We start from the raw sequence: 24,367 nt of genomic DNA on the forward strand, positions 1-24,367 counted from the left end.
GGGTCAAGCCGCGTTCACAGGGCTGTCTCATAGGCCGGCTATCCCGGCTTTGACCCCGCCGTCGCGCGAACCAGATACCCGGTCAAAATATCAACAGGGAGACTCCCATGTCGCTTCGTCTCTGGCTTTCCACGGCTGGGGCCGCGCTTGTCGCGACCCAGGCCTGTGCGGACTTCACGCTGACCATCCTGCACACCAACGACTTCCATGACCGCTTCGAGCCGATCAACGCGACCGATTCGGCCTGCGACGAGGAGCAGGCGGCCGCGAACGAATGCTTCGGGGGCATCGCGCGCCTGATTACGGCTGTGAGCGAGGCGCGGGGCCGGGCCGAGAACAGCATCCTTCTCGACGCAGGCGACCAGTTCCAGGGGTCGCTTCTTTACACCCAGTACAAGGGCGACATGTCGGCCGAGTTCATGCCGCAGCTGGGCTACCAGGCCATGGCGGTCGGCAACCACGAGTTCGACGACGGCCCTGCCGTGCTGGGCGAGTTCATCGATGCCGTGGGTCTCCCGGTTCTGTCGGCCAACATCGACCCCTCGCAGGAGCCCGCGCTCGCGGGCAAGATCGCCAAGTCCACCGTGATCGAAGTGGGCGGGGAGCGGATCGGCGTCGTGGGCCTGACGACCGTCGAGACGCCCGAGATCGCCTCACCCGGACCGAACGTCAACTTCCTGCCCTATGACGCGGCGCAGCAGGAGATCGACGACCTGACCGAGCAGGGGATCAACAAGATCGTTCTCCTCAGCCATGCGGGCTATGTCGAGGATCAGGCGCTGGCTCAAAGCCTTACAGGCGTCGATGTGATCGTGGGCGGCCATTCTCACACCTTGCTGTCCAACACCGAGGAGGGCGCGGCCGGGCCCTACCCGACGATGGTGAACGACGTGCCCATCGTGCAGGCCCGCTCCTACGGCAAGTACCTGGGCGAACTGACCGTCACCTTCGACGATCAGGGAAGCGTCATCTCGGCCGAAGGCGACCCGATCCTTCTCGACGCGAGCATCGCCGAGGACGAGGCCGCCAAGGCGCGTGTCGCCGAACTGGGGGCCCCACTAGAGGAGTTGCGGGCGCGGGTTGTGGCCGAGACATCGGACGCGGTCGATGGCGAACGGGAGTCATGCCGTGCCGTCGAATGCGAGATGGGCAACCTCGTGGCCGAGGCGATGCTGGCCCGCGTGGCGGATCAGGGCGTGACTATCGCCATAGCGAACGGCGGCGGGCTGCGCGCCTCGATCGACGCCGGGCCGGTGACGATGGGCGAGGTGCTGACGGTTCTGCCGTTCCAGAACACACTTTCCACCTTCCAGACCGATGGCCAGACCATCATCGAAGCGCTCGAGAACGGAGCCAGCCAGATCGAGGAGCAGGGGGGCCGCTTCGCGCAAGTGGCGGGCCTTCGATACACGATCGATCCGTCCCAGCCCGCGGGCTCGCGCGTGTCGGACGTGCAGGCGCTGCTGGGCGGCGATGCCTGGGCGCCCATTGACCCGGCTGCCACCTATGGCGTGGTGACCAACAACTATGTCCGAACTGGAGGCGACGGTTACGCCATGTTCGTGGACGCCGAGGACGCCTACGACTTCGGTCCGGACCTGGCCGATGTGACGGCCGAGTATCTGGCTGCGAATCAGCCTTACACCCCCTTCGTCGATGGTCGCATCACCGTGGTCGGCGCTGCCGTGCCGGCCTCGGAGGCAGTCGCACCTTCGGCAGTTGAAACGCCCGACGACGGCACGGCGGCCGAGGCTGCTCCGGCGGCGGAAGGTGGCGCGACCGAGGCTGCTCCGGCCGAAGCCGAGCCGGCCACTCCGTAAGGCCTTGCCGGTGGCGCCTTCGGGCGCCACCTTGCCTCCCATGTGTGGACGCATGGCCATAACGCTGCCCCATGATGCCATGGCGCAGCTGTTTGCGGCGTCTCCGGCGAACGATCTGCCGGAGGTGCCCAACTTCAATGTGTGCCCGACGCAGCGCATTGCCGTCTGCACATCCGAGGACGGCCGGCGCCTTTATCGCCCGATGCGATGGGGCCTCCTGCCGCATTGGTACAAGACGCCCAATGACGGCCCTCTCCTCATCAACGCCCGGAGCGAGACCGTGGCCGATAAGCCCGCTTTCCGCAGCGCGGTGCGCGAACGGCGCTGCCTAGTGCCGGCCTCGGGCTTTTATGAATGGGATCGAACCGATTCTAAGAAGCCTCTGCCTTGGTATGTCACCCGAACGGACGGCTCGCCCATGGTCTTTGCCGCGTTGTGGCAGGACTGGGGGCAGGGCGAAGAGCGCCTGAGCACCTGCGCGATCCTCACCTGTGCCGCGAACGCGCAGATGGCCCAGGTCCATGACCGCCTGCCGGTCATCCTGGAGCCCGAGGACTGGTCGCTTTGGCTGGGTGAGGAGGGCAAAGGCGCCGCGCGGCTGATGAAGCCCATCGAGGACGGGGCCCTGTCCATGCAGAGGGTCGGAACGGAGATCAATTCGTCGAAGGCCAGGGGCGAAGGTTTGATCGTGCCGGTGCCGCTCAATCCTGCCTGACGGGCTTGCACCTCCGGGCCGGGTCGGCCTATATCGGGGCGAGCGCGGGTATGGTGTAGTGGTAGCGCCTCAGCCTTCCAAGCTGATGGGGCGGGTTCGATTCCCGCTACCCGCTCCAGGTTCTTCAGGATGTGGACCAGTTTTCGGCGTCCGCAGTCGGTCCGAGCGCCGCTGCGGTCTGGCGGCAATGCAGCCTTCGCAAGGGAGGGCGGTGTCGTAGCCGGAGAACGGTTGCCACGGGGCCTTGATGGTTTCGGTACTGTCGAAGCCCAGGCCGGGCCCAAGCTCCTTACAGGAAGCCACCCATGCTTCCGAACTGCGCTGTGTGCGGGTCTCCAATGAAAATACAGTGTTGCGGACGTCGTGACAGTCGGGCCTTGTCCATCGTCGCGGGCCTTCGCTTCCGTCGAGCCTTCCGGGACTGTCCGGTTCTGCCCCGCAGGTAGTCGCCAACTCTCGACCCTCGATGCAGGATGGATGTTGGCCCAGGCAGGAGACCCGCAAGCGGAAGCGCGTCAGAGGTCGACCGCCAGATCTGCCAGATGCCTGTGAAAGTCACGGGAAGGAACTGCAGCCTCGCGCACCAGGGTGTCCAAGTGCCGGCGATGGCCTGTATCCTCTCGCTGTCGCGAAAGGTCAGGTAATGACGGCCCAGGTAGATGTCGGCGGGAAGGGGGCCGAAAACGGTGATCGGTGCCGAGTAGGTCCGCCGTGCGTCGAACAGATGAAAGCGGAGCGTCGGATAGAGCTGCTGGTGCAGGTTCAGCATGGGGGCAACCTGCGACCGCCGCAACTCGGCCGGGAGATCGGCACAATAAGCCTCTGCCCGAACGAAGCTGGCCAATTCGTGGAAGGGTAGTCCGATCTGGCCCCGCGCATTCAGTCGAGCCTGTCCTGGCTCGCGCCGATGGCCTGTTCGGTCGTGCGGCCCAAAAATGGCTCGGACTCCCAGCGGAGCATGTCAGGAATATTGGGCAGGGCCGCGGGGACATGCCGGATCTTGTAACCGGCCGCCTCCCGATGCCAGGCGAAGATCTGCTCGTCCACCAAGGCGCGTGGCGCTTCGGTGATGGTCATGGATGCCGCAACAAGGGCCGCAGCAGACTCGCGTCGTCCGAAAGGCCAAGGAGCCAGTCCGCCGAAACTCCCAGAACGTTGGCACATTCCGCCGCGACCTGTGCATTCGGCAGCCGCAAGGCATCAGGATCCAGCAATTGGGACACGGTCGAGCGATCCACCCCTATCGAGCGAGACAGTTCGGCCTGCGTCACATGCCCGTTCGCCATCGCGGCGCAGCATTCGTCGCTCCAGCATAAAGCCATCCATGGGCATCCATTCTCCGCCCCCATGCTCAACGCCGCCCTGGCGTTCCCGGCCTTGGCACAGTTCGTGCCCTACCAGCGTTTTCGCGACACTCATCTTGCGCATCACCAAGACGCTACCCTGACGGACCCCTATGATGACCCCGAGTCGCACTACTTGGCGCGTGGGGACTGGGACGGATTGCCGGGCTGGCTTCGGCTCGTGCTGGACACCAACAACACCCTTGTGGGGCGCCTGTTCATCGGCCCGATCGTGGGCCAGACGGTCTGGATGGGGGCAGACTGGCGTGCGGCACGATCAGGGAATCGCCGCGTCATCCACGGGTGGCTCATGCACCTGCCGGCCGTGGCGATGGTAGTGGCTGTGGTCCTGCTGTCGCCTATGCCTCTCACGGCCTATCTCGGCGCGTCCTATCTGGGGCTGTCGCTACTCAAGATACGGAGGTTCCTGGAGCATCAGGCGCACGAGAAAGCGCGCGGCCGAACCGTCGTGATCGACGACCGCAGAGCGCTTGCCTTGCTGTTCCTGAGCAACAACCTGCATGCGGTCCATGATCTGCATCCGCGGGTGCCCTGGTACCGGCTGCCCGAACTGTACCGCGCCGATCCGCAACGGCATCTGAGCCTCAACGAAGGCTATCGCTACCCGTCCTATGCCGAGATCTTCGCGAGGCACTTGCTTCAGGCCAAGGACCCCGTACCGCATCCGCTGCTGCGGCTGGAGCCGTCAGTCGCCGTCGCCGAAGCCGTGCATCCGGTGGGCCCACTGATAACCCACGATCCCGCCCTTGAAGCGCGGTAGAAGCCAGAGAGATAGCCCCACGGCAAAGACCGTCAGGACCGAGGCGAAGACCAGCGGCTCGGGACGGAACTGCACCCAGACGAAGTGCATCACGAAAGCCAGCAGGTGCCCCACGATCAAGATCGTAAGATAGGCCGGGCCATCGTCGGCGCGATGGTGCTTGAGAACCTCGCCGCAGGCGGCGCAGGTGTCGGTCACCTTGAGGTAGCCGTCGAAGAGATGCCCCTCGCCGCAGTTCGGGCAGCGCCGCAGCAGGCCGCGCCGGACAGCCGGCCAAGTGGCTCGGGCCTCCGGGTCGTCGATGATCTGAGCGGCGCGGGCCGTGGTGAGTTGCTCGTCCATCACGGACCTCGTCTGCCTGGAGGGTGCCGGGGTGATGTGGACCGAAGCGCCCGCTTTGGAAAGGGCGCTTGCCGCTCTTGCGGCGCCATGTCGCGATCATTCGCTTGGGCTGCGACGGAAGTTCTGGGGACCCGCGTTCAAGGGACATATCCGGCGCGAAAAGGCCGGCAAACAGGTCGGGAAGGATCCCCCAGTCATGAAAAGAACAGTGTTGGTCGCAAGCATCTTGGGCGGCCTCATCGGGACAGCCGTCCTGGCCCAGGCAACCGCCCCCGAGAGCGACGCACCGACCTCCAGCGTCGAGGCGGCACCCAGCGCGTCGTCCCAGGCCCCTGACAGGTCCGCACCCCCGATGGACGACTTGGGTCCGATGCGGGAGGACAGTCGGGGCTTTGGGCCGGTTGGCCTCGCTCCGCTCGAAAGCTACGACGTGGACGGCAACGGCGTCATCACCCAACAGGAAATCACCACCCGCAAGGCCGAGCGGTTCGCCGCGGCAGACGCGGACGGGGACGGCGCCCTCTCGCCCGAGGAGCTGATTGCCCTGGAGGATGCCATCCGCGAAGAGGTCCGGCTGGCCCGTGCCGCCCGAGGGGTAGAGCGGATGGACGACAACGGCGACGGCCTCCTGCAGGCCGAGGAGCTCGAAGCCCGCTCCCCTCGCCTGGCCCCCATCTTCGACGAACTCGATACGGACGGCGATGATGGCATCTCGCTCGACGAGTTGGCCGCGGGGAGGCTTGGACACGAGCGCGGGCCGCACGGGTTCATGGGCGAAGGCTTCGGTCCGGGCCGTCGTGGTCACCACGACTGAGGGGACCGTCTGCCTTGGGCCGGCCATGTTCGGCCTGAGGCACCCCCGTCCGCTTTACGGTGGCCCCTTCATGCACCAGAACCCGAGGGCGATGCCTTCCGACGTTCCTCCTCCTGTTCGGGCCGTTGTCCACGGCGATCCCGATGGGGCGCTGCTCGTGGCCTATGCCAACGGCGACGGCGCGGCGGCACGGGCAATCATGGACAGGTTGGCGCCGCGGGTGCTGGCGCAGGCGTTTCGGATGCTGGCGGACCGGGCCGAAGCCGAGGACGTCACGCAAGACGTATTTCTCCGGTTGTGGAGGGTAGCACCCGAGTGGCGGCAGGGAGAGGCGAAGTTCTCGACTTGGCTTTACCGGGTGACGGCCAATCTTTGCACCGACCGCCTGCGACGGAGACGGCGATCAACAGGCATCGACGATATAGCTGAGCCGGAGGATCCCGCTCCCTCGGTCACCGACCGCTTGGAGGCAGACGCTCGGCTGCGCGCGCTGTCCGATGCATTGGCGGACCTGCCCGACCGACAGGCTCAGGCGGTTTCGCTTCGTCACCTTGAAGGATTGTCGAACCCGGAGATCGCGGCGGTGATGAATATCGGGGTGGAGGCGGTCGAGTCCCTGACCGCTCGCGGCAAACGAGCCCTTGTGGCCCTGCTTCGGGGTCGAAAGGAGGACCTGGGTTATGGCAACGAGTGACCGTGGAGCGCCGATCGAAATGGAACTTGAGGCCCGCTTCGCCGAGGCGCGCGATCTGGAGCCCCGACCGTCGGCGGATCTGATGGCGCGTCTGGCGGCCGATGCCTTGCGGGAGATGCCCCGGCCCATCACAAACGCGACCCGGCTAGCGCCAGGCCGGATGCGCTGGCGTGACTGGATCACTGCGCTGGGCGGCTGGCCTGCGGTTGGTGGCCTTGCCACTGCCACGGCCGTCGGGGTCTGGATCGGCGCGACGGCTCCGGCCGGGCTAGCGGATCTGGCCCCCGCTGTGTGGGGCGAGAACGTGAGCATCGCATTCGGGGTCGACGAGGACCCTCTGAGTCTGCTGGAGGGCTGAGATTGGCTGAACCGTCGAGTCCGGCATCGCGCCTCCGCCTCTTGGGACCGCTCCGGTGGGTGCTGTTTGCTTCCCTGGCGTTGAACCTGCTAGTTCTGGGCCTGCTGCTGGGTGCGCTCCTGGACGGCGGGCCTGGACGAGGGCCGCGCTCCATCGAGATGGCGCTGGGGCCCATCGTTCGTGCGCTGGACGAAGAGGACCGGAACGCGATCCTCGGATCGCTGCGGCAGCGCCCTGACCTTCGCCCGCCTCGACGCGAGGAAAGGGCCGCTGCCTTGGCCGAGATCGTCGAATCCATTCGGGCCGAGCCCTTCGACCCGGAGCGGGCCGGTCAGGCGCTTGCGGCGCAGTCTGGCCGGGTGGCCGAACTGCAGGCCGCGGTCCAGGCCGCGCTTCTGGACCGACTTCAGGCCATGACTTCGGAGCAGCGGCAAAGCTTCGCCTCCGGGCTGGAGGAGGAACTTCGTAACGACCGGCCACACGGTGGAGACCGATAGAAGTCCGGCCTCAGACCCCCAGGCACCACCGCATGACCGCTTTCTGCGCATGAAGCCGGTTCTCGGCCTCGTCGAAGATGACCGACTGGGGACCGTCCATGACGGCGCTGGTCACCTCGTCGTCGCGGTGCGCGGGGAGGCAGTGCATGAAGAGCGCATCGGGCTTGGCCGCGGCCATCAGCCGTTCGTTGACCTGATAGGGCCGGAGCTGGTTGTGCCGCCGCTCCTTGGCCGATTGCGGGTCATGCATCGATACCCAGGTGTCGGTGACGATGAGGTCCGCGCCTTGGACGGCTTCGAAAGGATCGCGGACGATCTCGGCCCGCGATCCGAGAGTGCGGGCAAAGTCGATGAAGCCGGGTTCGGGGTCCAGAGTGGGCGGGCCGGTGAACGTGATGTCGAACCCGAGCTGCCCCGCCGCCTGCGCCCAGCTTGCGAAGACGTTGTTGCCGTCGCCGGACCAAACCACCTTGCGGCCCTGGATCGATCCGCGGTGCTCCTCGTATGTCATCACATCGGCCATGATCTGGCACGGATGGGTGCGGTTCGTCAGGCCGTTGATGACCGGGACGGTCGCATATTCGGCCATCTCGAGGAGCGTCGCTTCCTCGAAGGTGCGGATCATAATGAGGTCCACGTAGCGGCTCAGCACCCGCGCCGTGTCGGCGATGGTCTCGCCGTGGCCGAGTTGCATGTCGGCGCCCGACAGCACCATCGTCTCGCCGCCCATCTGGCGCACGCCCACGTCGAAGCTGACGCGGGTCCGGGTCGAGGGCTTTTCGAAGATCAGCGCGACCATGCGCCCGGACAGGGGCTGGGAGTCGTCCTGCATCCCCTTGGGCCGACCGTTGCGCGCGGTCTTCATGCTCCGAGCATGGTCGATCATGGTCCGGAGCGCGTCCGGCGTCGTCTTGTCGATATCGAGGAAGTGGTTCATGGCGGATCTCTGGTGGCAGGCCTGCAGTGTGCTGTGGGCCGCCAAGGAAAAGAAGGGGTTCAAGCGGCTTTCAGGCTGCCCGCGGCCTTGTCGAGCCGTCGCAACGCTTCGGCGATGTCCTCGTCCCCGATATTAAGCGGGGGCAGCAGGCGCACGACGTTGTCGGCTGCAGGAACGGTCAGCAGGCCCTGCTCGTAGCCGGCCTTGACCAGATCGGCGGGTGCCACCTTGCACTTGAGGCCAAGCATCAGGCCGCTGCCCCGCACGCCCTCGAACACGTCCGGGTGGGCGGCCACGAGCCCTTCGAGGCCCTGACGGAACAGACCCGACTTGCGGCGCACCTCGGACAGGAAGGTGTCGTCGCCCACGATGTCCATGACCGCCGCGCCCACGGCGCAGGCCAGGGGGTTCCCCCCATAGGTCGAGCCGTGCGTCCCCACGGTCATGGCCCGCGCGGCATCTTCGATCGCAAGCACGGCGCCTAGGGGAAAGCCGCCGCCGATACCCTTGGCGACCATCATGATGTCGGGCGAGACGCCTGCCCATTCATGGGCGAAGAGCCGGCCGGTCCGGCCCACGCCGCACTGCACTTCGTCGAGGATCATCAGCACGCCGGTTTCGTCGCACAGATCGCGCAGGCCCTTTAGGCACACATCGGGCATCGGGCGAATGCCGCCTTCGCCCTGGATGGGTTCGACAAGGACCGCGGCCACATCCGGTGCGCGGATGGCCCTGTCGAGTGCCTCGTGGTCACCCCATGCAAGCTGGGTGAAGCCGGGAAGGAGGGGCCCGAAGCCCTTGGTCATCTTTTCGCTGCCTGCCGCGGCGATGGCAGCGGATGAGCGGCCATGGAACGCGCCCTCGAAGGTCAGGATGCGCGTGCGGTCGGGCTGACCGGCGTCATGCCAGTGCTTCCGGGCCATCTTGACGACAAGCTCGGCCGCCTCGGTCCCCGAGTTGGTGAAGAAGACTGTGTCGGCAAAGGTCTTTTCCACCAGCATCGCCGCCAGCCGCTCTTGCTCGGGGATGCGATACAGGTTGGACAGGTGCCAGACCTTCTGCGCCTGCTCAGTGAGGGCCTTGGTCAGGGCGGGGTTGGCGTGGCCCAGGGCGTTCACGGCGATCCCGGCCCCCATGTCCAGGTATCGGCGGCCATCCTCCGCGATCAGCCAGGACCCTTCGCCACGCTCGAAGGTGAGGGGCGCGCGGTTGTAAGTGGGCAGGACAGCAGGGATCATCGGCAATACCCCGAAAATGGAAGGCCCTTCGATGCTGGAGGGCCGAAGATGTGTCAACGGGAGGGACGAGCAAAGGCAGCCCCCAAGGGGGCGAACGGTCAGCGTCGGCGTCGGATCGCTTGGGCCATGCTCATGAAGCGGGCCATAGAGGCTGACGCAACGTCGTGCAAGGCTAAACCTCGACCCAGATGGTGACCGGACCGTCGTTGACGAGGCTCACCTTCATGTCGGCTCCGAAACGCCCCCTCGCAGTCACGATGCCCAGCGCATCGATCTCGGCTGCGAACATCTCATAAAGCCGTTCACCCTCTCCCGGCGGCGCGGCCGTCGAGAAGCCGGGGCGATTGCCGCGCGAGGTGTCGGCGGCCAAGGTGAACTGGCTCACCACAAGGGCGCTGCCGCCCGTATCCTTGAGCGCGCGGTTCATCTTGCCGGCTTCGTCCTTGAAGATCCGAAGCTTGGAGAGCTTCTCGGCCAGCAGCCGGGGCTTGCTCTCGTCGTCGCCCTGCATGGCGCAGACGAGGATCAGCAGGCCGGGCCCGATCTCGCCCAAGGTCTCGCCATCTACACGGACGGCCGCCTCCGAGACGCGCTGGACCAGGGCCCTCACAGTTCGTGCGCCCAGGGCGGGTTAGCGCCGGGGCGGCTCACGGTGATGGCTGCTGCCCGGACGCCGAGGGTCAGCGCGTCACGCAGCGCCTCCTCGTCCAGGGAGCGCAGCGCCCCCTTGGTCAGGAGCCCGGCCTTCCAGAGCGCAGTCAGGAGCCCGGCGTTGAAGGTGTCGCCTGCGCCCACGGTGTCGGCCACGGTCACCTTTGGGGCGGGGGCCTGGACCCGGCCCGTGCGGGTATAGCCGGTGGCGCCCCTGGAGCCTTCGGTGATGCAGACGAGGCTTGGCCCCATTTCGAGGATCCGGCGGGCGTGGTCGTAGCTATCGCCGGGGCCGCTCAGCCAATGCAGATCTTCGTCCGACATCTTCACGATATCGGCGCGGGCCAGCATCCGGCCGATGCGGGCGCGGTAGCCAGCTTCGTCGGTGATGAAGGACGGGCGAATGTTGGGATCGACCATCGTCACACGATGCGGGGCCTCGCGCGCCTGGAGCGCCTCGTAGGCCTCGGCCGCCGGTTCGCCGACCAGCGAGATGCCTCCGAAGAAGAGCGCCTGCGTCGCCTCGCCCAGCACGGGCAGGTCGGACGGACTCAGCATCCGGCCTGCGGTGTTCTCATCGTAGAAGGTGTAGGTTGCGTGGCCGTCGGTCAGGCGGACGAAGGCCAGCGTGGTCGGGCGGGCGGACACATGCGCCGGAGAGGTGTCCACGCGGGAGTCGGCCAGCACTTGCCGTAGAAGGTCTCCGAACAGGTCGGAGGACAGGCCGGAGAAGAAGCCGGACGGTCCGCCCAGGCGGCCCACGGCGATCGCCGTGTTGAACACCGCTCCGCCCGCATAGGGCGCAAAGGCGGCTGCGCCCGAGGGCGTGGTGCGGGGCAGCATGTCGATCAGCGCCTCGCCGCAGGACAGGATCATCGGGACCTCCGCTTCGTTCCTTCAGCCGCCCTCACGGAGCCAGCTTGGACCGGCGTCCTGCCCTATGCCCGCGCCGCCGTCAAAGGAGATCGATCCGCCCTCGCCGTAAAGCTGGTACAGATAGGCCGCGATCCCCGCGAGGATCAGCCCGAGGAGCACGGCGAAGAAGATCTTCCACTTGGACCAGGGCCGCTCACCCTGCACCTTGCCGGTCTGGCCGTTGACCACGAAGCGGAAGCTCTGGTCCTGGAACTTGTAGGCCGCCATCCAGACCGGCAGCAGCACGTGCTTGAAGGTCACGTCCGAGATCCGGGTCTGCTTGGACGTGATCCGCTGGTGGTCGCCGCCGATGTCGCGTCGGATGTCGAGCTCGATCTGGGCGTCCATCTTGGCGCGGGCGATCGTGAAGCCTTCCTTGAGGTCCACATGATAGCCCTCGGCCGCGAAGCCCGACAGGTAGTCGGGGCGGTAGGGGGTCAGCGCATGGAGGTCCCAGGGCTCCAGCCCGTCAGTGTGCTCGCGCGGGAGGGAGGTGGAGGCCAGTACCAGCACGTCGTTGAAGAAGCGCGCGACCTGCCCGCGGGCCGACCGCCAGCGGGTCCGCCGCTCCTGGTAGGTCTGGGTCTTGCCGTTGACCGTCCGGGTCCGTGTTACGTAATAGTCGTCCCCCCGCTGGCCCCGGTAGTCGGTGGCTGTGTCGGCGTCGAAGGTCCAGTAGGGGACATAGATGCCGTCCATCTTGCGACCCTTGCGGGCGTAGTCCTGCAGCCCGTTCGGCGCGAACCAGAGGCTGCCCAGCCATTGTGTCATCGCGTCGCGCGCCTGCGCCTCGCTCAACTGGAAAGGAACCAGTGCAGCAGGCTTGATGTGGCGGTGCGTGCCGCTGCCCGTGACCAGCGGCGTCGCGCAGAACGGGCAGGTGGTGGCTTGGGTGCCCTCGGGAAAGCTGGTCTCGGCTCCGCAGTTCGGACATCTGAGGACCTGCATGTCCTCGTAGCTCGCCTGGTCCTCCAGCCGGGCCACGGTGCCGGAATAGTCGATCTCCTGCAGCGCTTCGGATAGGTTCTCGGCCTCGCCCTCCGGGATTTCCTGCACATGGCCGCAATAGGGACAGGTGAGAGAGGTCTGGCCCGGCGCGAAGACGAGCTGCGCGCCACAGTTCTCGCAAGGAAAGCGGTGGTCGGGCATGAAGTCTCCGCCGGTGTCGTGTGGGAGTTATGCGGGAGCGGCCGCAGGGGGCGCAACACCGGCTGGACGCAGAACGTGCCAGGGATAGCACCCGGCCTCGGATCGAAGGCGGCGCGATCTCAGCCCGCCAACGGCGGGGGTGGCGGGACCTGCGGGAACACCGGCGCCAGCGCGGTCACCTCGCCCGCGCGCTTCCAGCCCTCCTGCCCGGCGGTCCAGACATGGGTGTCGCGGGTGAGCGTTCCATCCTGCGCCATTCGTTGAAGGTCTCGGGCGGAGAAGGGGCCCTTGGTCTGCCCATTCTCGGCGATGTGCCACTGGGGCTCGGCCACAGGCGGGGGAGGCGGCGGAACGGCCTGCGACGCAACGGCAGGGGCGGGCGGCGCGCCCCAGGGCCCCGCTTGTCCCATGCCGAGCCCGATGCCCATCCCGAGGCCCGCGCCCATTCCGCCCGAGGGGTTCGCGGCGGCCGTCGTCATGGCCTCGGCGGCGGAGAACTGCGTGAACCTGTTAAGGTCGCCCACGATGCCCATTGAGGTCCGCTTGTCGAGCACGCGCTCGACCTCCTCGGGGAGGCTGATGTTCTCGATGTAGAACTCGGGGATCGACAGGCCGTAGCCGGTGATGGTCGGCTTGATGGCATCCGCCACGATCTTGGCGAGGTCGTTCGTGTTGGCCGCCATGTCGAGCACGGGGATGCCCGAGCCGGCCAGCACGCGGCTCACCTCCTGCACAACGACGTTGCGGACCTGGTTGTTGACCTCGTCGGTGGTGAACTCCCCGTCGGTGCCCACGATCTCCTTGATAAAGGTGCCGGGCTCCGTGACGCGCATGGCGTAGGTGCCGAAGGCGCGCAGGCGAACGGGGCCGAATTCGGGGTCGCGGCACATGATCGGGTTCTTGGTGCCCCACTTCTGATCGTTGAAGCGGGTGGAGTTGACGAAATAGACTTCGCTTTTGAACGGGCTCTGGAAGCCGTGCGTCCAGTGCTGGAGCGTGGTCATGATCGGCATGTTGTTGGTCTGGAGCTCATACAGCCCCGGGCCGAACACGTCGGCGAGCTGGCCCTCGTGGACAAAGACGGCGGCCTGGCCTTCGCGCACGGTCAGCTTGGCGCCGTATTTGATCTCGTTGCCGTAACGCTCGAAGCGCCAGACCATGGTGTCGCGGGTGTCGTCCGTCCATGCGATGACGTCGATGAACTGGCCGGACAGGAAATCAAAAAGGGCCATGGCGGTCGGCTCCTGGGATTGTTGAGGGCCGGGGCAATGGCCCTGGCCTATTGACTCCAGGATATAGCTAGGACGCGGGGTTTCGCTATGGCGGGCTTTCCTTACCTTCGGGCAAAGGCCTAGACCGGACCGCCCACCAACTCGGCCGCGATGGTCTGGACGAGGGGTGTGGCTTCCTCGACCGTCATCCCGGTTCGAAGGCGCGGGTCATACAAGATTTTGAGCAGTAGCTCGTCGTGCTTCGTCAGAAGGCCGAACTCCTCGTCGTCGTTGAAGATCGACGGGCGGGCGGTCGGGCTGTCGTTGGCGAGCCCCATGCCCTGCGCCAACTCCTCGTGGATGCAGGCCGAGCGCAGCAGCTCGGGATGTTCGGCGCGGATCAGGGCCACGGCCTGGCTGTAGCCGGCCCCTTCACCCGATCCGAAGGCGATCACGAGGCAGAGCGTCGAGCGCGGCAGGTTCATGAAGGCCCGGACCGACGAATCCGCGATGCCCGGCAGCATGTCGCGCAGTCGCGCCTCGAAGCCCTTGCGGTCGTCCTCGCTCAGGACGGCGACGTGGAAGTTGGCATCTCCGTTAACCTGGGAAACGGGCACGCCGGTCAGCCGTGACAGGCGGGAGGCGTAGGCCTGGATGCCGGCCCGGTCGCGCGCGGACTGCTCGGCGTCCACGGAAGGCCCAAAGACGATCTCCATCCGGATCGGCTCGTCCCATCGGCGTAACCGGCTTTCCTGGGCCTGGGCCACCAGCGCACCGTTCCGCGCCGCGTATTCGTCGAAAAGCGCGATCGCGATGAAGTCGCGCGCCAGCATCGTGTCGGTGAAAGGCGTGTCCTCTCCCCCCTGGTCGCCGCGCAGCAGGCCCTGGGCCAGCAGGTCGGCCTGGAGCCGCTGGTAGTACTGCCTGAGGGCCAGGCTTTCCGCCGAAGGTGGCGCGACCGGGACAGGCGCTGGTTCCGGCTCGGGTTCCGGTGGCGGGGGCGGCGGCTCGGGTCGAACGACCGGCGGCCGCGCAGGTGGCTCGGGCTCCTCGCAGCCGGCGGCGCCCAGCACCAGAAGGCCCGCAAGGGTGGCGGTCATGGTGCGGCGCAGGCTCACGATGATTCCCCCGGTTCTCAGGTTCTCCGCGCCCCGGCGGAGCCTCCCACCGACTCGCCCAGACTACTGGTACGGGACTTGGCAGAGGCGAGCGTCGTCTTCAACTCCTGCTCCATGCGTTGAAGCTCGGCTTCGGCACTCGCGCGGCGCGTCTTGCCCTGATCGGCGATCTGAAGGCTGTCGTTGATGGTGGCGATCAGGTTCTCGTTGGCGGAGCGCACCGCTTCGATGTCGAAGACGCCGCGCTCCATCTCGGTCCGGATCACCTTGTTGGCCTGGCGCAGGTTCTCGGCGTTGCGGGTCAGCAGTTCATTCGTCAGGTCGTTCGCCTCGCGCACGGCGCCCGCCGCCTCGGAAGACCGCTGGAGCGTGATGGCTTGAGCGAGCTGCTGCTCCCAGAGTGGCACGGTGTTCACCAGCGTCGAGTTGATCTTGGTGACGAGGCTCTTGTCGTTCTCCTGCACCAGCCGGATCGAGGGGAGCGATTGCATCGTGACCTGCCGTGTCAGCTTCAGGTCATGGACCCGACGTTCGAGGTCGTCGCGTGCGGAGCGGAGGTCGCGCAGTTCCTGGGCTTCCATGACAGCCTGCTCCTCGGGCGCAGCCTGCACCTCCCGTTCCTTGGCAGGGATGGCCTGGACGTCGATCTCCTGAAGCTTGGCCTCGCCGGCAGCAATATACAGCGCGAGTTCGTCGTAGAAGGCGAGGGTCTTGTCATAAAGCTGGTCGAGCGACTCGATATCCTTGAGGAGCTGGTGCTCGTGCTTGAGGAGGTCTCCGGTGATGCGGTCGATCTGGCCCTGCACCTCCTCGAAGCGGGCGGCGAAACGGGCCACGGGCGCGGCGCGGCCGGTGATCTTTTCCCACAGGGACCGTTCGCGACGGACGTCGAGCTCCTCGGTCGAGAACCCCCGGATCGCCGCCACCATGGAGCGGAGCGAGTTGCCCGCCGGGCCCACGTCCTTGTTGCGCACGCCCTGGAGCATCGACTGACTGATCTGCTGAAGCTCGCCCTGCGCCCGGGAGCCGAAGGACACGATCGAGCTGGTGTTGGTCAGGTCCAGCTCGGCCATCCGCTTGCGGATTGCATCGCCCATCTGAGGCGTAGCCTGGGCCAGGGGCGTAACGTCGGCGGCCGCGGCAGGTTCGGGCAGGACCACGGCGGTGACCTTCTCGACCTCGGCGAGGGTCGCCTGGGCGGCCTTGCGGGCGGTGTCGGACATGGCTCGTTTCCCCCTTACTGTTCGGTCGTAACGCCTTCGCGCTGCAGACGGTCCCGAAGAACCTTGATTTCGAGATCCATCGCCTCCCGGCCGCCCTCAAGAAGCTGCGTCGTGCGCTGGACGTAGTTGGCCTCCAGATCCCCGAGCAGCGCCTCGTAATCCGCGCGGGCCTTGGGGTCGCGGGTCCGGGCGTACAGATCCGTGAAGCGCAGCGTGGCGTCGCGGGCTCCCATCAGGTAGACGCCGAGGTACTTGCGGGCCGCTGTGAGGTCCCGGGGGTCCTCTTCCACGCTGCGGATCATGCGGCGGGCCAGCGCCTCGAAGCCGGCGACCCTGGTGGCGAGGCCACGGTCCGCCAGGCCTGCGATGCGGTCACGCATCTCGGCCAGGTAAGCTTCGGCCTCGTCCACGACGCGGGCCACCCTGTCCTGCTGGAAGGTGTCGATGCCCTCGATCCGTTTGTCCCGAAGGGGATCGAGCCCGAAGGCAGCGAGGTGCAGACCCCCGGCCGCGACAGCATAAAGAATGCTGCCACCCAGATCCGTTCCCCCCGAGAGCGCCGCAAGCAGGGTCCCGCCTCCCGTGAGGACGGCGGCCAGCATCTTGCGAGGCAGGGCAGGCCGGCGGGCCACGGGGCGCGCGTCGTAGGCGGCCTCGGCCCGAAGGCCGTCGCGGAGGAGCCAGGCGCCCAAGCCCAGGACCAGCGCGGCGCCAAGGCTTAGGACGAGAACCCCTGGACCGCCGAACAGTCCGGTGACGGCGGCCAGAACGGGCGGCACGACCATAAGGTTGGCCCGTGCTCCGGCGGCGTCCACGCGCCGGGTCTCAGCGGCCGCGTCCCGTAACGCCTCTGTCGGGAGGCCCTGGGACGGGGCGCCGGGGCTGAACCGTCCGCCGAAGCGCCGGGCCATCAGGCCGGCCCTAGCCAACCGCTCGTCAGCCCTGCGAGCAGAAGGAGGAGCAGCACATAGGCAAGGTTGCGGGCTGCGTTGGGCATCTTGTTCTCTCTGACGGCGGGCAGGGGCGCAGGTGCAGCGAGCGTGCGGACAAGGGTGATCGCCCCCGCGATGGCCAGCGCCAAGGCTGCGAACAGCATGAGGAACACGATCAGTCGCGCCATGGCCCATCTTTCCCACGCCGCTCGATCATGACAAGCGGAAAGGCCAATGTAGAGACTGTCGCGTCCCGTTCAACAACGGGACGCGAAGGACCTTAGAGGAAGGGCGCTTGGGTCAGCCCTTGCGGGGTGGCTTGCCACGGGGGCGGTCGCCGGTGGCGCGGGGCTTGAAGCCGCCCTCGCGGGGCGGACCCTTGCGGGCCGGACGGGCGCCGTCTGGCCTGTCGCCGCGCGGGGCGAAGCCGCGACGGTCGTCCCCAAACTTAGCAGGACGGTCGCCGTCCCTCGGGGTCCGAGCAGGGCGGCGATCCTCGCCCTCGCGGGGCTTGAAGCCTTCACGGGGCTGGTACGCCCGGGCCGGGCGCTCGTCGCCGTCCGTCCGCCGGGGCGGGCGACGCTCCTCGCCTTCCCGCGGGGGGCGGGCCGGCTTGAAGGAACGGGGGGCCCGGTCCTGTCCACCCTCGCGCGGGAACATCGGCTTGCCGCTCCGGGGCGGACGATCCCCGCGGTCCTCGGGGGAACGGCGGGGCCGGTCCTCGTTCCCGCGCGGCGGCCTGTCGTTGTCGAAGCGGCGCGGCGGACGCCCCTCGTCGTTGGACCGGCGCGGGCCGCGGTCGTCGCCCGACCGCTGGGGCCGGTCGCCGAACTCGCGGCGCGGACGGTCGCCCTCGGCGTGTCGGGGGCGGTCGCCGCCTTCGCGGGCCGGGCGGCCGCGGCCACCTTCGTCACCGTGGCTCCGGAACCCGCCGGAGCGGGGACGCTCGTCCCCACGGGCCGGACGGTCGTGGGTCTTGTAGCCGCCGGAGCGTGGCCGGTCGCCCTGGTCGCGGCGCGGACGTTCGTCGCGGTCGCCCTCTGGGCCTTCGCGGGGTTCGTCCGCGCGCATCCAGGTACGCGGCTTGGTAAAGGCGCTCGGCGCGGCGGACTTGCGTGGCGGGCGTGCGGGACGGGCCGAGCGCTCCTCCTCGGACCGCTCGCCTCGGACCTTGGGGGCGCGGGCCTTGAGCTCGCGGCGCACGGTGGCGCCTTCGGGGCGCGCGGTGGACAAGCGGTCCCGCTCGGGGCGCTGGCCTGCAGGCTCGGCGTCGATGGCCGGCGCGTCCTCGGGGTTGGACCGCTTGCGGGTGCGGGCCACGGGCTCGGGCTTGTCGAGGCCGAGCTGGTCGCGGACGATCTTGGAGCGAAGCTCCTCTACGTCGCCGACGGGAAGGTCGCCCAGCTGGAATGGGCCGTAGCTGACGCGGATCAGGCGGTTCACGGTGAAGCCCAGATGCTCCATCACGCGGCGGATCTCGCGGTTCTTGCCTTCGCGCAGCGTGATGGACAGCCATGCGTTCGAGCCCTGCTGGCGGTCGATGACGACCTCCATGGGCTGGTAGTCCATGTCCTCCACGGTCACGCCCTGGCGCAGCGGCTCCAGGTCGGCGTTCGTGGGGGTGCCGTGGATGCGGACCCGGTAGCGCCGCGACCAGCCCGTCGAGGGCAGCTCGAGCCGCCGCTTGATCTCGCCGTCGTTGGTGAGGATCAAGAGTCCCTCGGACGTGATGTCGAGGCGGCCCACGCTCATCACGCGGGGCATGTCGTCGGGCAGGGAGTCGAAGACCGTGGGGCGGCCTTCCTCGTCGTGTTCGGTGGTCACGAGACCCGCCGGCTTGTGGTAGAGCCACAGACGCGTGGCCTCGGCCTCGGCGACGGGCTGGCCATCGACGGCCAGCCGGTCCCGGGCCGTGACGTTGACGGCGGGCGAGGTGATCTTGTCGCCGTTGACGGTCACCCGACCCTCGAGGATCAGCCGCTCGGCGTCGCGGCGGGAGGCGATCCCCGCGCGGGAAAGGACCTTGGCAATGCGCTCTCCTTCGCCCGGGGCGCCGTCGGGGGTCTTGTCATCTGTGTTCATCGGGCGCCCATAACGCTTATGGCCCCTCCACGCCAGAGGAGCTTGTGCAAGGTAGGGGGGCTGCGACGAAGCGCCATGAATTTCGCGAGTCACATGGAGGCCGCGCTGGCCGAGGCGAGGGACGCGGGCGCACGCGGCGAGGTGCCGGTGGGGGCCGTGGTGGTCGCGCCGGATGGGCGGGTCGTCGCGGCGGCCGGGAACCGCACCTTGGAGCTGAAGGACCCCACCGCCCATGCCGAGATGCTGGCGATCCGGACGGCCTGCGCGGCGATTGGGTCCGAGCGGCTGGTCGGGCATTCGCTCTGGGTCACGCTGGAGCCCTGTCCGATGTGCGCGGCCGCCATCGGCTTTGCCCGGATCGGGCGGCTGTATTTCGGGGCCGACGACCCGAAATCGGGCGGCGTGCGGCATGGCCCCTGCATCTATGCGCATCCGCAGGCTCATCATGCGCCCGAGGTGTATGACGGCATCCGGGCCGGGGATGCGGCGGCGCTGCTGCGCGGTTTCTTTGCCGCGCGTCGCGGGAGTTGATCGCCCACCCACTGGCGCCCGCTGGACGGATGCGGAATGCTTGTGGCAGAGGAGTCCTCTGCCATGAGTCTGCCTCCCGGTTTCCTCGAAGAGCTTCGCAATCGCCTGCCGCTCGCCCGAGTGGTGGGCCGCAAGGTCGTGTGGGACGGGCGCAAGTCGAACCAGGCCAAGGGCGACTTCTGGGCGCCGTGCCCGTTCCATCAGGAAAAGTCGGCGTCCTTCCACGTCGATGACCGCAAGGGATTCTACTACTGCTTCGGGTGTCACGAGAAGGGCGACGCCATCTCGTTCGTCACCAAGACCGAGAACGTGTCCTTCATCGAGGCGGTGGAGATCCTGGCGCGCGAGGCTGGGCTGCAGATGCCGGCGCAGGACCCCCGCGCGGCGGAGAAGGTATCGCGCAACACCCGGCTGGCCGAGGTCATGGAACTGGCCGTGCAGCACTATCGGCTTCAGCTCGGCACGCGCGCGGCCGAGGAGGCGCGGGCCTATCTGGCCCGGCGGGGGCTGTCGGAGGCCGCGCAGAAGCGCTGGGAGATCGGCTTCGCCTCGGATGACCGGCACGGGCTGTCCAAGGCGCTGAAGGCCAAGGGGGTCTCGCCCGACCTGCTGCTGGAGGCGGGGCTGACCGGCGAGGGGCAGGGCGGGACCTACGACCGCTTCTGGGGGCGGATTATCTTTCCGATCCGGGACGCGCGGGGGCGGGCCATCGGACTGGGGGGCCGGTCGCTTGATCCGAACGCCCGGGCGAAGTACCTGAACTCCCCTCAGACGCCGCTGTTCGACAAGGGGCGCAGCCTGTTCAACCACGGACCCGCGCGGGAGGCTGTGGGAAAGGGCGCGGCGCTGATCGTGGCCGAAGGCTACATGGACGTGATCGCTTTGGCCGAGGCCGGTTTCGGCGGGGCCGTGGCACCGCTGGGGACCGCGATCACCGAAGAGCAGCTGGGCCTGTTGTGGCGGATCTCGGACGAGCCGATCCTTGCGCTCGATGGCGACGCGGCGGGGGTGCGGGCGGCGCTGCGGGTGATCGACCTGGCGCTGCCAAGGCTGGAGGCCGGGAAGGGCCTGCGGTTCGCTCTGCTGCCCGGCGGCCAGGACCCGGACGAGTTGATCAAGGCCAAGGGTGCTGCGGCGATGCAGGCCGTGCTGGATTCGGCGCAGCCGATGGTGCGCCTCCTGTGGCAACGGGAAACCGAGGGCAAGGTCTTTGACAGCCCGGAGCGGAAGGCCGCGCTCGACAAGTCGCTGCGGGCGGCCATCGCGGCAATCAAGGACCCTTCGATCCGGCACCACTATGGCGAGGAGATCAAGCATCTCCGCTACGAGTTGTGGGGGCAGAGGTCCCGGCCCGAGCGGCCTTTCGAGCCACGGGACGGGTGGCAGGGCGGACAGCGGAATGGCCGGCGTGACGGGCGGCGGGACGGGTCCTGGGGCAGGAACGCGCCCGCGCAGCCCACGCCGTCGGCCCGCGCCTCGGCCCTGGCGCTGGGCTCGCTGTCCCCGGACGACCAGCTTCGGGAGGCGGTGCTGGCCATGCTGGTCGCCACCCCGTCGCTGATCGCGCCCTTTGCCCACGAGATCGAGGGGATGGACTGCCCCGACCGGGTCCAGGCCCGGATGCGCGACGCCATCCTGCGGCATGCCGAGGCGGAGGACCTGCCGGCCGCGCTGAGGCAGGAGGTGGGAGAGGAGCCGCTTGAAAGGCTGGTCGCGGCAGCCCACATCCTCGCGGTTCGCCCGCCGGGCGAGGCGGAGGCGACCCGTCTCGACCTTGCCGAGGTCCTGGCCAAGCTCGCGGCCCGCCGCGCGCACAGCGAGGTTTTGCGTGAGGGGGAGGACGACATCGCCGCCGACAGCGCCGACGAATGGCTGACGCGCCGTCTGGGTCAGGCCGCCGCCGAGGTGGACGTGACCCGCCGCAAGGAGACCGAGGACACCCGCGAGGTGTTCCTGGCCCCGAACGGTGTGGCGCTGGACAAGGAGGAGAAGGATCGGGCGGACCGGACCTTTTCCGGCATCGATTTCGGGCGCCGGGGCCGGGGCGGCCGCGCTTGACGAATCACTTCCTGCTGCGCATGTGGCAGGACTTTGAAGAATCACTATATGCCAGTTGCGAATCACCCGGCGCACAGGTTGATTCGCACAAGGCCTTAGACGACGAATCAGCCGAATCACCCGACCGGAGGGATCTCCCCATGGCCAAGGACAACGACGACCACCAGAAGGACGACGACGCCGACGGGGACATCTCGCTCGACATGAGCCAGGCTGCGGTCAAGAAGATGATCGCGGATGCCCGTGAGCGTGGATACATCACCTACGACCAGCTCAACTCGGTGCTGCCGCCCGATCAGGTCTCTTCGGACCAGATCGAGGACGTCATGTCCATGCTGTCCGAGATGGGCATCCAGGTCACCGAGAACGAGGAGTCCGAGGAGGTCGAGGAGGACGCAGGTTCGCGTGAGGTGGCCGTCGTGGGCGGGAACCGCGACGTCGCACTGGCTGGCGGGGACGCCGAGAAGCTCGACCGCACGGACGACCCGGTGCGGATGTACCTGCGCGAGATGGGCTCGGTGGAGCTTTTGTCGCGCGAGGGCGAGATCGCCATCGCCAAGCGGATCGAAGCCGGCCGGAACACCATGATCGCGGGCCTGTGCGAAAGCCCGCTGACCTTTTCGGCCATCACGATCTGGCGCGACGAGCTGCTGGACGAGGGCATCCTGCTGCGCGACGTGATCGATCTGGAGGCCACCTTTGGCAACCAGCTGGGCGAGGACTCGGGGCTTGAGCCGCTGGTCGAGGCGGGAAGCGTGCCCGCCGGCGGGGCGCGGCTGGCATCCTCGGGGCCCGAGTTCGACGCTGACGGCAACGAGATCGCCCGCGAGGAGGACGACGAGGACGACGAGCAGTCCAACATGTCGCTGGCCGCCATGGAAGCCGCGCTGAAGCCCCGCGTCCTCGAGACGCTGGAGTCCATCGCGCACGACTTTGGCCGGTTGTCGGACATGCAGGACGCCCGCATGTCGGCCACGCTGAACGAGGACGGGTCCTTCTCCAAGGCCGACGAGGCGGAGTATCAGGCGCTGCGGTCCGAGATCGTGACGCTTGTGAACTCGCTCCATCTCCACAACAACCGGATCGAGGCGCTGATCGACCAGATCTATGGCGTCAACCGCAAGATCATGACGATCGATTCGGCTATGGTGAAGTTGGCCGATCAGGCCCGCATCAACCGTCGCGAGTTCATCGACGCCTACCGGGGGAGCGAGCTCGATCCCGCCTGGCTGGACCGCATGGGCCAGAAGTCGGGCCGGGGCTGGGCGATGCTGCTGGAGCGGTCGCGCGAGAAGATCGAGGAGCTGCGCGGCGAGATGGCCCAGGTCGGCCAGTATGTCGGCGTGGACATCAGCGAGTTCCGCCGCATCGTGGCGCAGGTCCAGAAGGGCGAAAAGGAAGCCCGGCAGGCCAAGAAGGAGATGGTCGAGGCGAACCTTCGCCTCGTGATCTCCATCGCCAAGAAGTACACGAACCGCGGGCTGCAGTTCCTGGACCTCATCCAGGAGGGCAACATCGGCCTGATGAAGGCCGTGGACAAGTTCGAGTACCGGCGCGGCTACAAGTTCTCGACCTATGCGACCTGGTGGATCCGGCAGGCCATCACGCGGTCCATCGCGGACCAGGCCCGGACGATCCGCATCCCGGTCCACATGATCGAGACGATCAACAAGCTGGTCCGCACGGGCCGCCAGATGCTCCACGAGATCGGCCGCGAGCCGACCCCGGAGGAGTTGGCCGAGAAGCTCCAGATGCCCCTGGAGAAGGTCCGCAAGGTGATGAAGATCGCCAAGGAGCCGATCTCCCTCGAGACCCCGATCGGGGACGAGGAGGATTCGCAGCTTGGGGACTTCATCGAGGACAAGAATGCGATCCTGCCGCTGGAATCGGCCATTCAGGAGAACCTGAAGGAAACCACGACGCGGGTTCTGGCCTCTCTCACCCCGCGCGAGGAGCGGGTGCTGCGGATGCGCTTCGGCATCGGGATGAACACGGACCACACCCTTGAGGAAGTGGGCCAGCAGTTCAGCGTGACGCGGGAACGTATCCGGCAGATCGAGGCCAAGGCCCTGCGGAAGCTGAAGCACCCGTCGCGGTCGCGGAAGCTGCGGAGCTTCCTGGATCAATGACCGGGGACAGGGACGTCACCCCTCTGACCCGGCAGCGGGCCCTCGCGACGATCCAGGTCGTCGCGGAGGCCGTGCTGGCGGGCGAGCCGGCGCTGACCTATTCGGAGCTGGCGCGGCGGCTGGGCATGACCAAGGTCAACGGCCAGGGCCTGAAAAGCTATCTGAGCGAGGCGGCGGCGATCTGTGCCGAGCGCAACCTTCCCAACGTGGCGTGCATGGTCGTGAGCAAGGACAGCCTGGATCAGGGCGCGCCGATGCCGTCCGAGGGGTCGTTCTCGGACGGGCTTTATGCCGCGTCGGGGCTGACCCGCGAGGCGATTCCCGAGGAGCAGGCGCGCGTCCGGTCCTTTGACTGGCGGGCGATGCCCGACCTGGGCCAGTAGGGCCGCTTATCCCGTATGTGAACGGAGTTCGGGCTGTCATCCCGGCACGGCAGGCTGCCGCGCCGGGATCGCGCCCGTTGGCCGCGGGGCCGGACGCCACTCCGGAGCCCACGGGGGGCGCGTGTTCGACGCGCGGCGGCCGGATCCTTCCGCCAGGGCGCTGCATGATCGCGCTGCATGGGCGGTTCGGGTCGTCCGGTCGGGCCCGTCCCGGCGGCCCGTCAAGAAGCTGTGCACCCGGCAGGGCGGCCGTGACGCGCGGTGCGCCCGGGCCCGGGGGGAAGGACTTACCATCGCGGGACCCCCTCCTTGTCCCTTGCGGGCGGTGGGGCGAGCCTTGCCATGGCCCCGGGGGTCTCAACTCCGCGCGTCGGGGCAGGTTGGGCGACGCGGGTTAAGATCGGGTGAGGGCACCGGGCGAGCCCTGGGCCCGCCCACAGGCCGTG

The 24,367-nt window shown here is 67.9% G+C and carries 25 protein-coding genes and 1 tRNA gene; 12 read left to right on the forward strand and 14 right to left on the reverse strand.

Going from position 1 to position 24,367, the window contains the following annotated elements; all coding sequences use genetic code 11:
• Positions 1 to 107: 107 nt before the first annotated feature.
• The 3 genes from FHG66_RS04425 (at position 108) to FHG66_RS04435 (ending at position 2,653) form a co-directional block, all read left to right on the forward strand.
• Positions 108 to 1,820: a bifunctional metallophosphatase/5'-nucleotidase gene (locus FHG66_RS04425; RefSeq protein ID WP_139075470.1), complete on the forward strand. Its 1,713-nt coding sequence runs from the start codon at positions 108 to 110 to the stop codon at positions 1,818 to 1,820.
• 40 nt (positions 1,821 to 1,860) lie between these two features.
• The gene (locus FHG66_RS04430; protein WP_139075525.1) at positions 1,861 to 2,535 is read left to right on the forward strand and encodes an SOS response-associated peptidase; all 675 of its coding nucleotides are present in this window, start codon (positions 1,861 to 1,863) and stop codon (positions 2,533 to 2,535) included.
• Between the two features lie 44 nt (positions 2,536 to 2,579).
• A tRNA-Gly gene (locus FHG66_RS04435) sits at positions 2,580 to 2,653 on the forward strand.
• A 761-nt stretch (positions 2,654 to 3,414) separates the two neighbouring features.
• Here the strand turns inward: FHG66_RS04435 and FHG66_RS22830 are convergent.
• Together FHG66_RS22830 and FHG66_RS22835 are read right to left on the reverse strand one after the other, a co-directional pair.
• A complete protein-coding gene (locus FHG66_RS22830) occupies positions 3,415 to 3,612 on the reverse strand; it encodes a hypothetical protein (protein WP_425471696.1) in 198 nt (65 codons plus the stop codon).
• Complete coding sequence (locus FHG66_RS22835) at positions 3,609 to 3,884, reverse strand: helix-turn-helix domain-containing protein (protein ID WP_425471699.1); 276 nt, start codon at positions 3,882 to 3,884, stop codon at positions 3,609 to 3,611. The genes FHG66_RS22830 and FHG66_RS22835 overlap by 4 nt, the downstream gene beginning before the upstream one ends.
• On the opposite strand from FHG66_RS22835, the gene FHG66_RS04445 reads away from it, so the two are divergent.
• Positions 3,856 to 4,659, forward strand: a complete 804-nt coding sequence (locus FHG66_RS04445) for a fatty acid desaturase (protein WP_246082461.1) — start codon at positions 3,856 to 3,858, stop codon at positions 4,657 to 4,659. The genes FHG66_RS22835 and FHG66_RS04445 overlap by 29 nt on opposite strands.
• Here the strand turns inward: FHG66_RS04445 and FHG66_RS04450 are convergent.
• Positions 4,585 to 5,001, reverse strand: coding sequence for a DUF983 domain-containing protein (locus tag FHG66_RS04450; protein ID WP_139075471.1), 417 nt, complete (start codon positions 4,999 to 5,001; stop codon positions 4,585 to 4,587). The genes FHG66_RS04445 and FHG66_RS04450 overlap by 75 nt on opposite strands.
• A 196-nt stretch (positions 5,002 to 5,197) precedes the next feature.
• Here FHG66_RS04450 and FHG66_RS04455 point away from each other — a divergent pair, with 196 nt between their 5' ends.
• From FHG66_RS04455 to FHG66_RS21490, 4 genes are all read left to right on the forward strand, one after another.
• Positions 5,198 to 5,815, forward strand: a complete 618-nt coding sequence (locus FHG66_RS04455) for an EF-hand domain-containing protein (RefSeq protein ID WP_176556119.1) — start codon at positions 5,198 to 5,200, stop codon at positions 5,813 to 5,815.
• Between the two features lie 91 nt (positions 5,816 to 5,906).
• Positions 5,907 to 6,509 (forward strand): RNA polymerase sigma factor, encoded by a 603-nt coding sequence (locus FHG66_RS04460; protein WP_139075473.1) that lies wholly within the window; start codon positions 5,907 to 5,909, stop codon positions 6,507 to 6,509.
• A complete protein-coding gene (locus tag FHG66_RS21485; protein ID WP_176556120.1) occupies positions 6,496 to 6,867 on the forward strand; it encodes a dihydroorotate dehydrogenase in 372 nt (123 codons plus the stop codon). Before FHG66_RS04460 ends, FHG66_RS21485 begins: the two co-directional genes overlap by 14 nt.
• Positions 6,868 to 6,926: 59 nt before the next feature.
• Positions 6,927 to 7,364, forward strand: a complete 438-nt coding sequence (locus FHG66_RS21490) for a periplasmic heavy metal sensor (RefSeq protein ID WP_176556121.1) — start codon at positions 6,927 to 6,929, stop codon at positions 7,362 to 7,364.
• A gap of 10 nt (positions 7,365 to 7,374) precedes the next feature.
• Here FHG66_RS21490 and argF read toward each other — a convergent pair whose 3' ends face one another.
• The 11 genes from argF to FHG66_RS04520 all read right to left on the reverse strand — a co-directional run bounded on the left by argF (position 7,375) and on the right by FHG66_RS04520 (position 18,820).
• Positions 7,375 to 8,301 (reverse strand): ornithine carbamoyltransferase, encoded by a 927-nt coding sequence (argF, locus tag FHG66_RS04470; protein WP_139075475.1) that lies wholly within the window; start codon positions 8,299 to 8,301, stop codon positions 7,375 to 7,377.
• A 59-nt stretch (positions 8,302 to 8,360) separates the two neighbouring features.
• Positions 8,361 to 9,539 (reverse strand): aspartate aminotransferase family protein, encoded by a 1,179-nt coding sequence (locus FHG66_RS04475; RefSeq protein WP_139075476.1) that lies wholly within the window; start codon positions 9,537 to 9,539, stop codon positions 8,361 to 8,363.
• A 172-nt stretch (positions 9,540 to 9,711) separates the two neighbouring features.
• Positions 9,712 to 10,149, reverse strand: a complete 438-nt coding sequence (dtd, locus tag FHG66_RS04480; RefSeq protein WP_139075477.1) for a D-aminoacyl-tRNA deacylase — start codon at positions 10,147 to 10,149, stop codon at positions 9,712 to 9,714.
• Positions 10,146 to 11,066, reverse strand: a complete 921-nt coding sequence (locus tag FHG66_RS04485; RefSeq protein ID WP_139075478.1) for a carbohydrate kinase family protein — start codon at positions 11,064 to 11,066, stop codon at positions 10,146 to 10,148. Before FHG66_RS04485 ends, dtd begins: the two co-directional genes overlap by 4 nt.
• Positions 11,067 to 11,087: 21 nt before the next feature.
• Positions 11,088 to 12,254 (reverse strand): TFIIB-type zinc ribbon-containing protein, encoded by a 1,167-nt coding sequence (locus tag FHG66_RS04490; protein ID WP_246082452.1) that lies wholly within the window; start codon positions 12,252 to 12,254, stop codon positions 11,088 to 11,090.
• Between the two features lie 119 nt (positions 12,255 to 12,373).
• Positions 12,374 to 13,486, reverse strand: coding sequence for an SPFH domain-containing protein (locus FHG66_RS04495; protein WP_139075479.1), 1,113 nt, complete (start codon positions 13,484 to 13,486; stop codon positions 12,374 to 12,376).
• 119 nt (positions 13,487 to 13,605) lie between these two features.
• Entirely contained in the window at positions 13,606 to 14,583 is a 978-nt protein-coding gene (locus FHG66_RS04500) for a DUF2927 domain-containing protein (RefSeq protein ID WP_342777477.1), read from the reverse strand.
• Between the two features lie 17 nt (positions 14,584 to 14,600).
• Positions 14,601 to 15,806 (reverse strand): toxic anion resistance protein, encoded by a 1,206-nt coding sequence (locus FHG66_RS04505; protein ID WP_139075480.1) that lies wholly within the window; start codon positions 15,804 to 15,806, stop codon positions 14,601 to 14,603.
• 14 nt (positions 15,807 to 15,820) lie between these two features.
• Positions 15,821 to 16,717, reverse strand: coding sequence for a 5-bromo-4-chloroindolyl phosphate hydrolysis family protein (locus FHG66_RS04510; protein ID WP_139075481.1), 897 nt, complete (start codon positions 16,715 to 16,717; stop codon positions 15,821 to 15,823).
• Positions 16,717 to 16,926 carry a hypothetical protein gene (locus FHG66_RS04515; protein ID WP_139075482.1) on the reverse strand — a complete coding sequence of 70 codons (210 nt, stop codon included), beginning with the start codon at positions 16,924 to 16,926 and terminating at the stop codon, positions 16,717 to 16,719. The genes FHG66_RS04510 and FHG66_RS04515 overlap by 1 nt, the downstream gene beginning before the upstream one ends.
• A gap of 112 nt (positions 16,927 to 17,038) precedes the next feature.
• On the reverse strand, positions 17,039 to 18,820 hold the full coding sequence (locus FHG66_RS04520) for a pseudouridine synthase (RefSeq protein ID WP_139075483.1): 1,782 nt from the start codon (positions 18,818 to 18,820) through the stop codon (positions 17,039 to 17,041).
• 75 nt (positions 18,821 to 18,895) lie between these two features.
• Between FHG66_RS04520 and FHG66_RS04525 the strand changes: the two genes are divergently transcribed.
• The 4 genes from FHG66_RS04525 to FHG66_RS04540 all read left to right on the forward strand — a co-directional run bounded on the left by FHG66_RS04525 (position 18,896) and on the right by FHG66_RS04540 (position 23,921).
• Positions 18,896 to 19,351 (forward strand): nucleoside deaminase, encoded by a 456-nt coding sequence (locus FHG66_RS04525; protein WP_139075484.1) that lies wholly within the window; start codon positions 18,896 to 18,898, stop codon positions 19,349 to 19,351.
• 63 nt (positions 19,352 to 19,414) lie between these two features.
• A complete protein-coding gene (gene dnaG, locus FHG66_RS04530) occupies positions 19,415 to 21,409 on the forward strand; it encodes a DNA primase (protein ID WP_139075485.1) in 1,995 nt (664 codons plus the stop codon).
• 140 nt (positions 21,410 to 21,549) lie between these two features.
• Positions 21,550 to 23,538 (forward strand): RNA polymerase sigma factor RpoD, encoded by a 1,989-nt coding sequence (rpoD, locus tag FHG66_RS04535; protein WP_139075486.1) that lies wholly within the window; start codon positions 21,550 to 21,552, stop codon positions 23,536 to 23,538.
• A complete protein-coding gene (locus tag FHG66_RS04540) occupies positions 23,535 to 23,921 on the forward strand; it encodes a hypothetical protein (protein WP_139075487.1) in 387 nt (128 codons plus the stop codon). Before rpoD ends, FHG66_RS04540 begins: the two co-directional genes overlap by 4 nt.
• The last annotated feature ends 446 nt before the right edge of the window (positions 23,922 to 24,367 follow it).

Origin of the sequence: Rubellimicrobium rubrum, assembly GCF_006152115.1 — a bacterium.
In the GTDB taxonomy this organism is placed as follows: Bacteria; Pseudomonadota; Alphaproteobacteria; order Rhodobacterales; family Rhodobacteraceae; genus Rubellimicrobium; species Rubellimicrobium rubrum.

Bases quoted from the DNA above. Each gene is read 5' to 3' on its own strand.
- FHG66_RS04450 (WP_139075471.1), bottom strand. From the start codon at position 5,001: ATGGACGAGCAACTCACCACGGCCCGCGCCGCTCAGATCATCGACGAC.
- FHG66_RS22830 (WP_425471696.1), bottom strand. From the start codon at position 3,612: ATGACCATCACCGAAGCGCCACGCGCCTTGGTGGACGAGCAGATCTTC.
- FHG66_RS04510 (WP_139075481.1), bottom strand. From the start codon at position 16,717: ATGGCCCGGCGCTTCGGCGGACGGTTCAGCCCCGGCGCCCCGTCCCAG.
- FHG66_RS04540 (WP_139075487.1), top strand. From the start codon at position 23,535: ATGACCGGGGACAGGGACGTCACCCCTCTGACCCGGCAGCGGGCCCTC.
- FHG66_RS04430 (WP_139075525.1), top strand. From the start codon at position 1,861: ATGTGTGGACGCATGGCCATAACGCTGCCCCATGATGCCATGGCGCAG.
- FHG66_RS21485 (WP_176556120.1), top strand. From the start codon at position 6,496: ATGGCAACGAGTGACCGTGGAGCGCCGATCGAAATGGAACTTGAGGCC.
- FHG66_RS04485 (WP_139075478.1), bottom strand. From the start codon at position 11,066: ATGATCCTGTCCTGCGGCGAGGCGCTGATCGACATGCTGCCCCGCACC.
- FHG66_RS04525 (WP_139075484.1), top strand. From the start codon at position 18,896: ATGAATTTCGCGAGTCACATGGAGGCCGCGCTGGCCGAGGCGAGGGAC.
- FHG66_RS04425 (WP_139075470.1), top strand. From the start codon at position 108: ATGTCGCTTCGTCTCTGGCTTTCCACGGCTGGGGCCGCGCTTGTCGCG.
- FHG66_RS22835 (WP_425471699.1), bottom strand. From the start codon at position 3,884: ATGGGGGCGGAGAATGGATGCCCATGGATGGCTTTATGCTGGAGCGAC.
- FHG66_RS04495 (WP_139075479.1), bottom strand. From the start codon at position 13,486: ATGGCCCTTTTTGATTTCCTGTCCGGCCAGTTCATCGACGTCATCGCA.
- FHG66_RS04460 (WP_139075473.1), top strand. From the start codon at position 5,907: ATGCCTTCCGACGTTCCTCCTCCTGTTCGGGCCGTTGTCCACGGCGAT.
- FHG66_RS04505 (WP_139075480.1), bottom strand. From the start codon at position 15,806: ATGTCCGACACCGCCCGCAAGGCCGCCCAGGCGACCCTCGCCGAGGTC.
- FHG66_RS04475 (WP_139075476.1), bottom strand. From the start codon at position 9,539: ATGATCCCTGCTGTCCTGCCCACTTACAACCGCGCGCCCCTCACCTTC.
- FHG66_RS04455 (WP_176556119.1), top strand. From the start codon at position 5,198: ATGAAAAGAACAGTGTTGGTCGCAAGCATCTTGGGCGGCCTCATCGGG.
- FHG66_RS04515 (WP_139075482.1), bottom strand. From the start codon at position 16,926: ATGGCGCGACTGATCGTGTTCCTCATGCTGTTCGCAGCCTTGGCGCTG.
- rpoD (WP_139075486.1), top strand. From the start codon at position 21,550: ATGGCCAAGGACAACGACGACCACCAGAAGGACGACGACGCCGACGGG.
- argF (WP_139075475.1), bottom strand. From the start codon at position 8,301: ATGAACCACTTCCTCGATATCGACAAGACGACGCCGGACGCGCTCCGG.
- FHG66_RS04490 (WP_246082452.1), bottom strand. From the start codon at position 12,254: ATGCCCGACCACCGCTTTCCTTGCGAGAACTGTGGCGCGCAGCTCGTC.
- FHG66_RS04520 (WP_139075483.1), bottom strand. From the start codon at position 18,820: ATGAACACAGATGACAAGACCCCCGACGGCGCCCCGGGCGAAGGAGAG.
- dnaG (WP_139075485.1), top strand. From the start codon at position 19,415: ATGAGTCTGCCTCCCGGTTTCCTCGAAGAGCTTCGCAATCGCCTGCCG.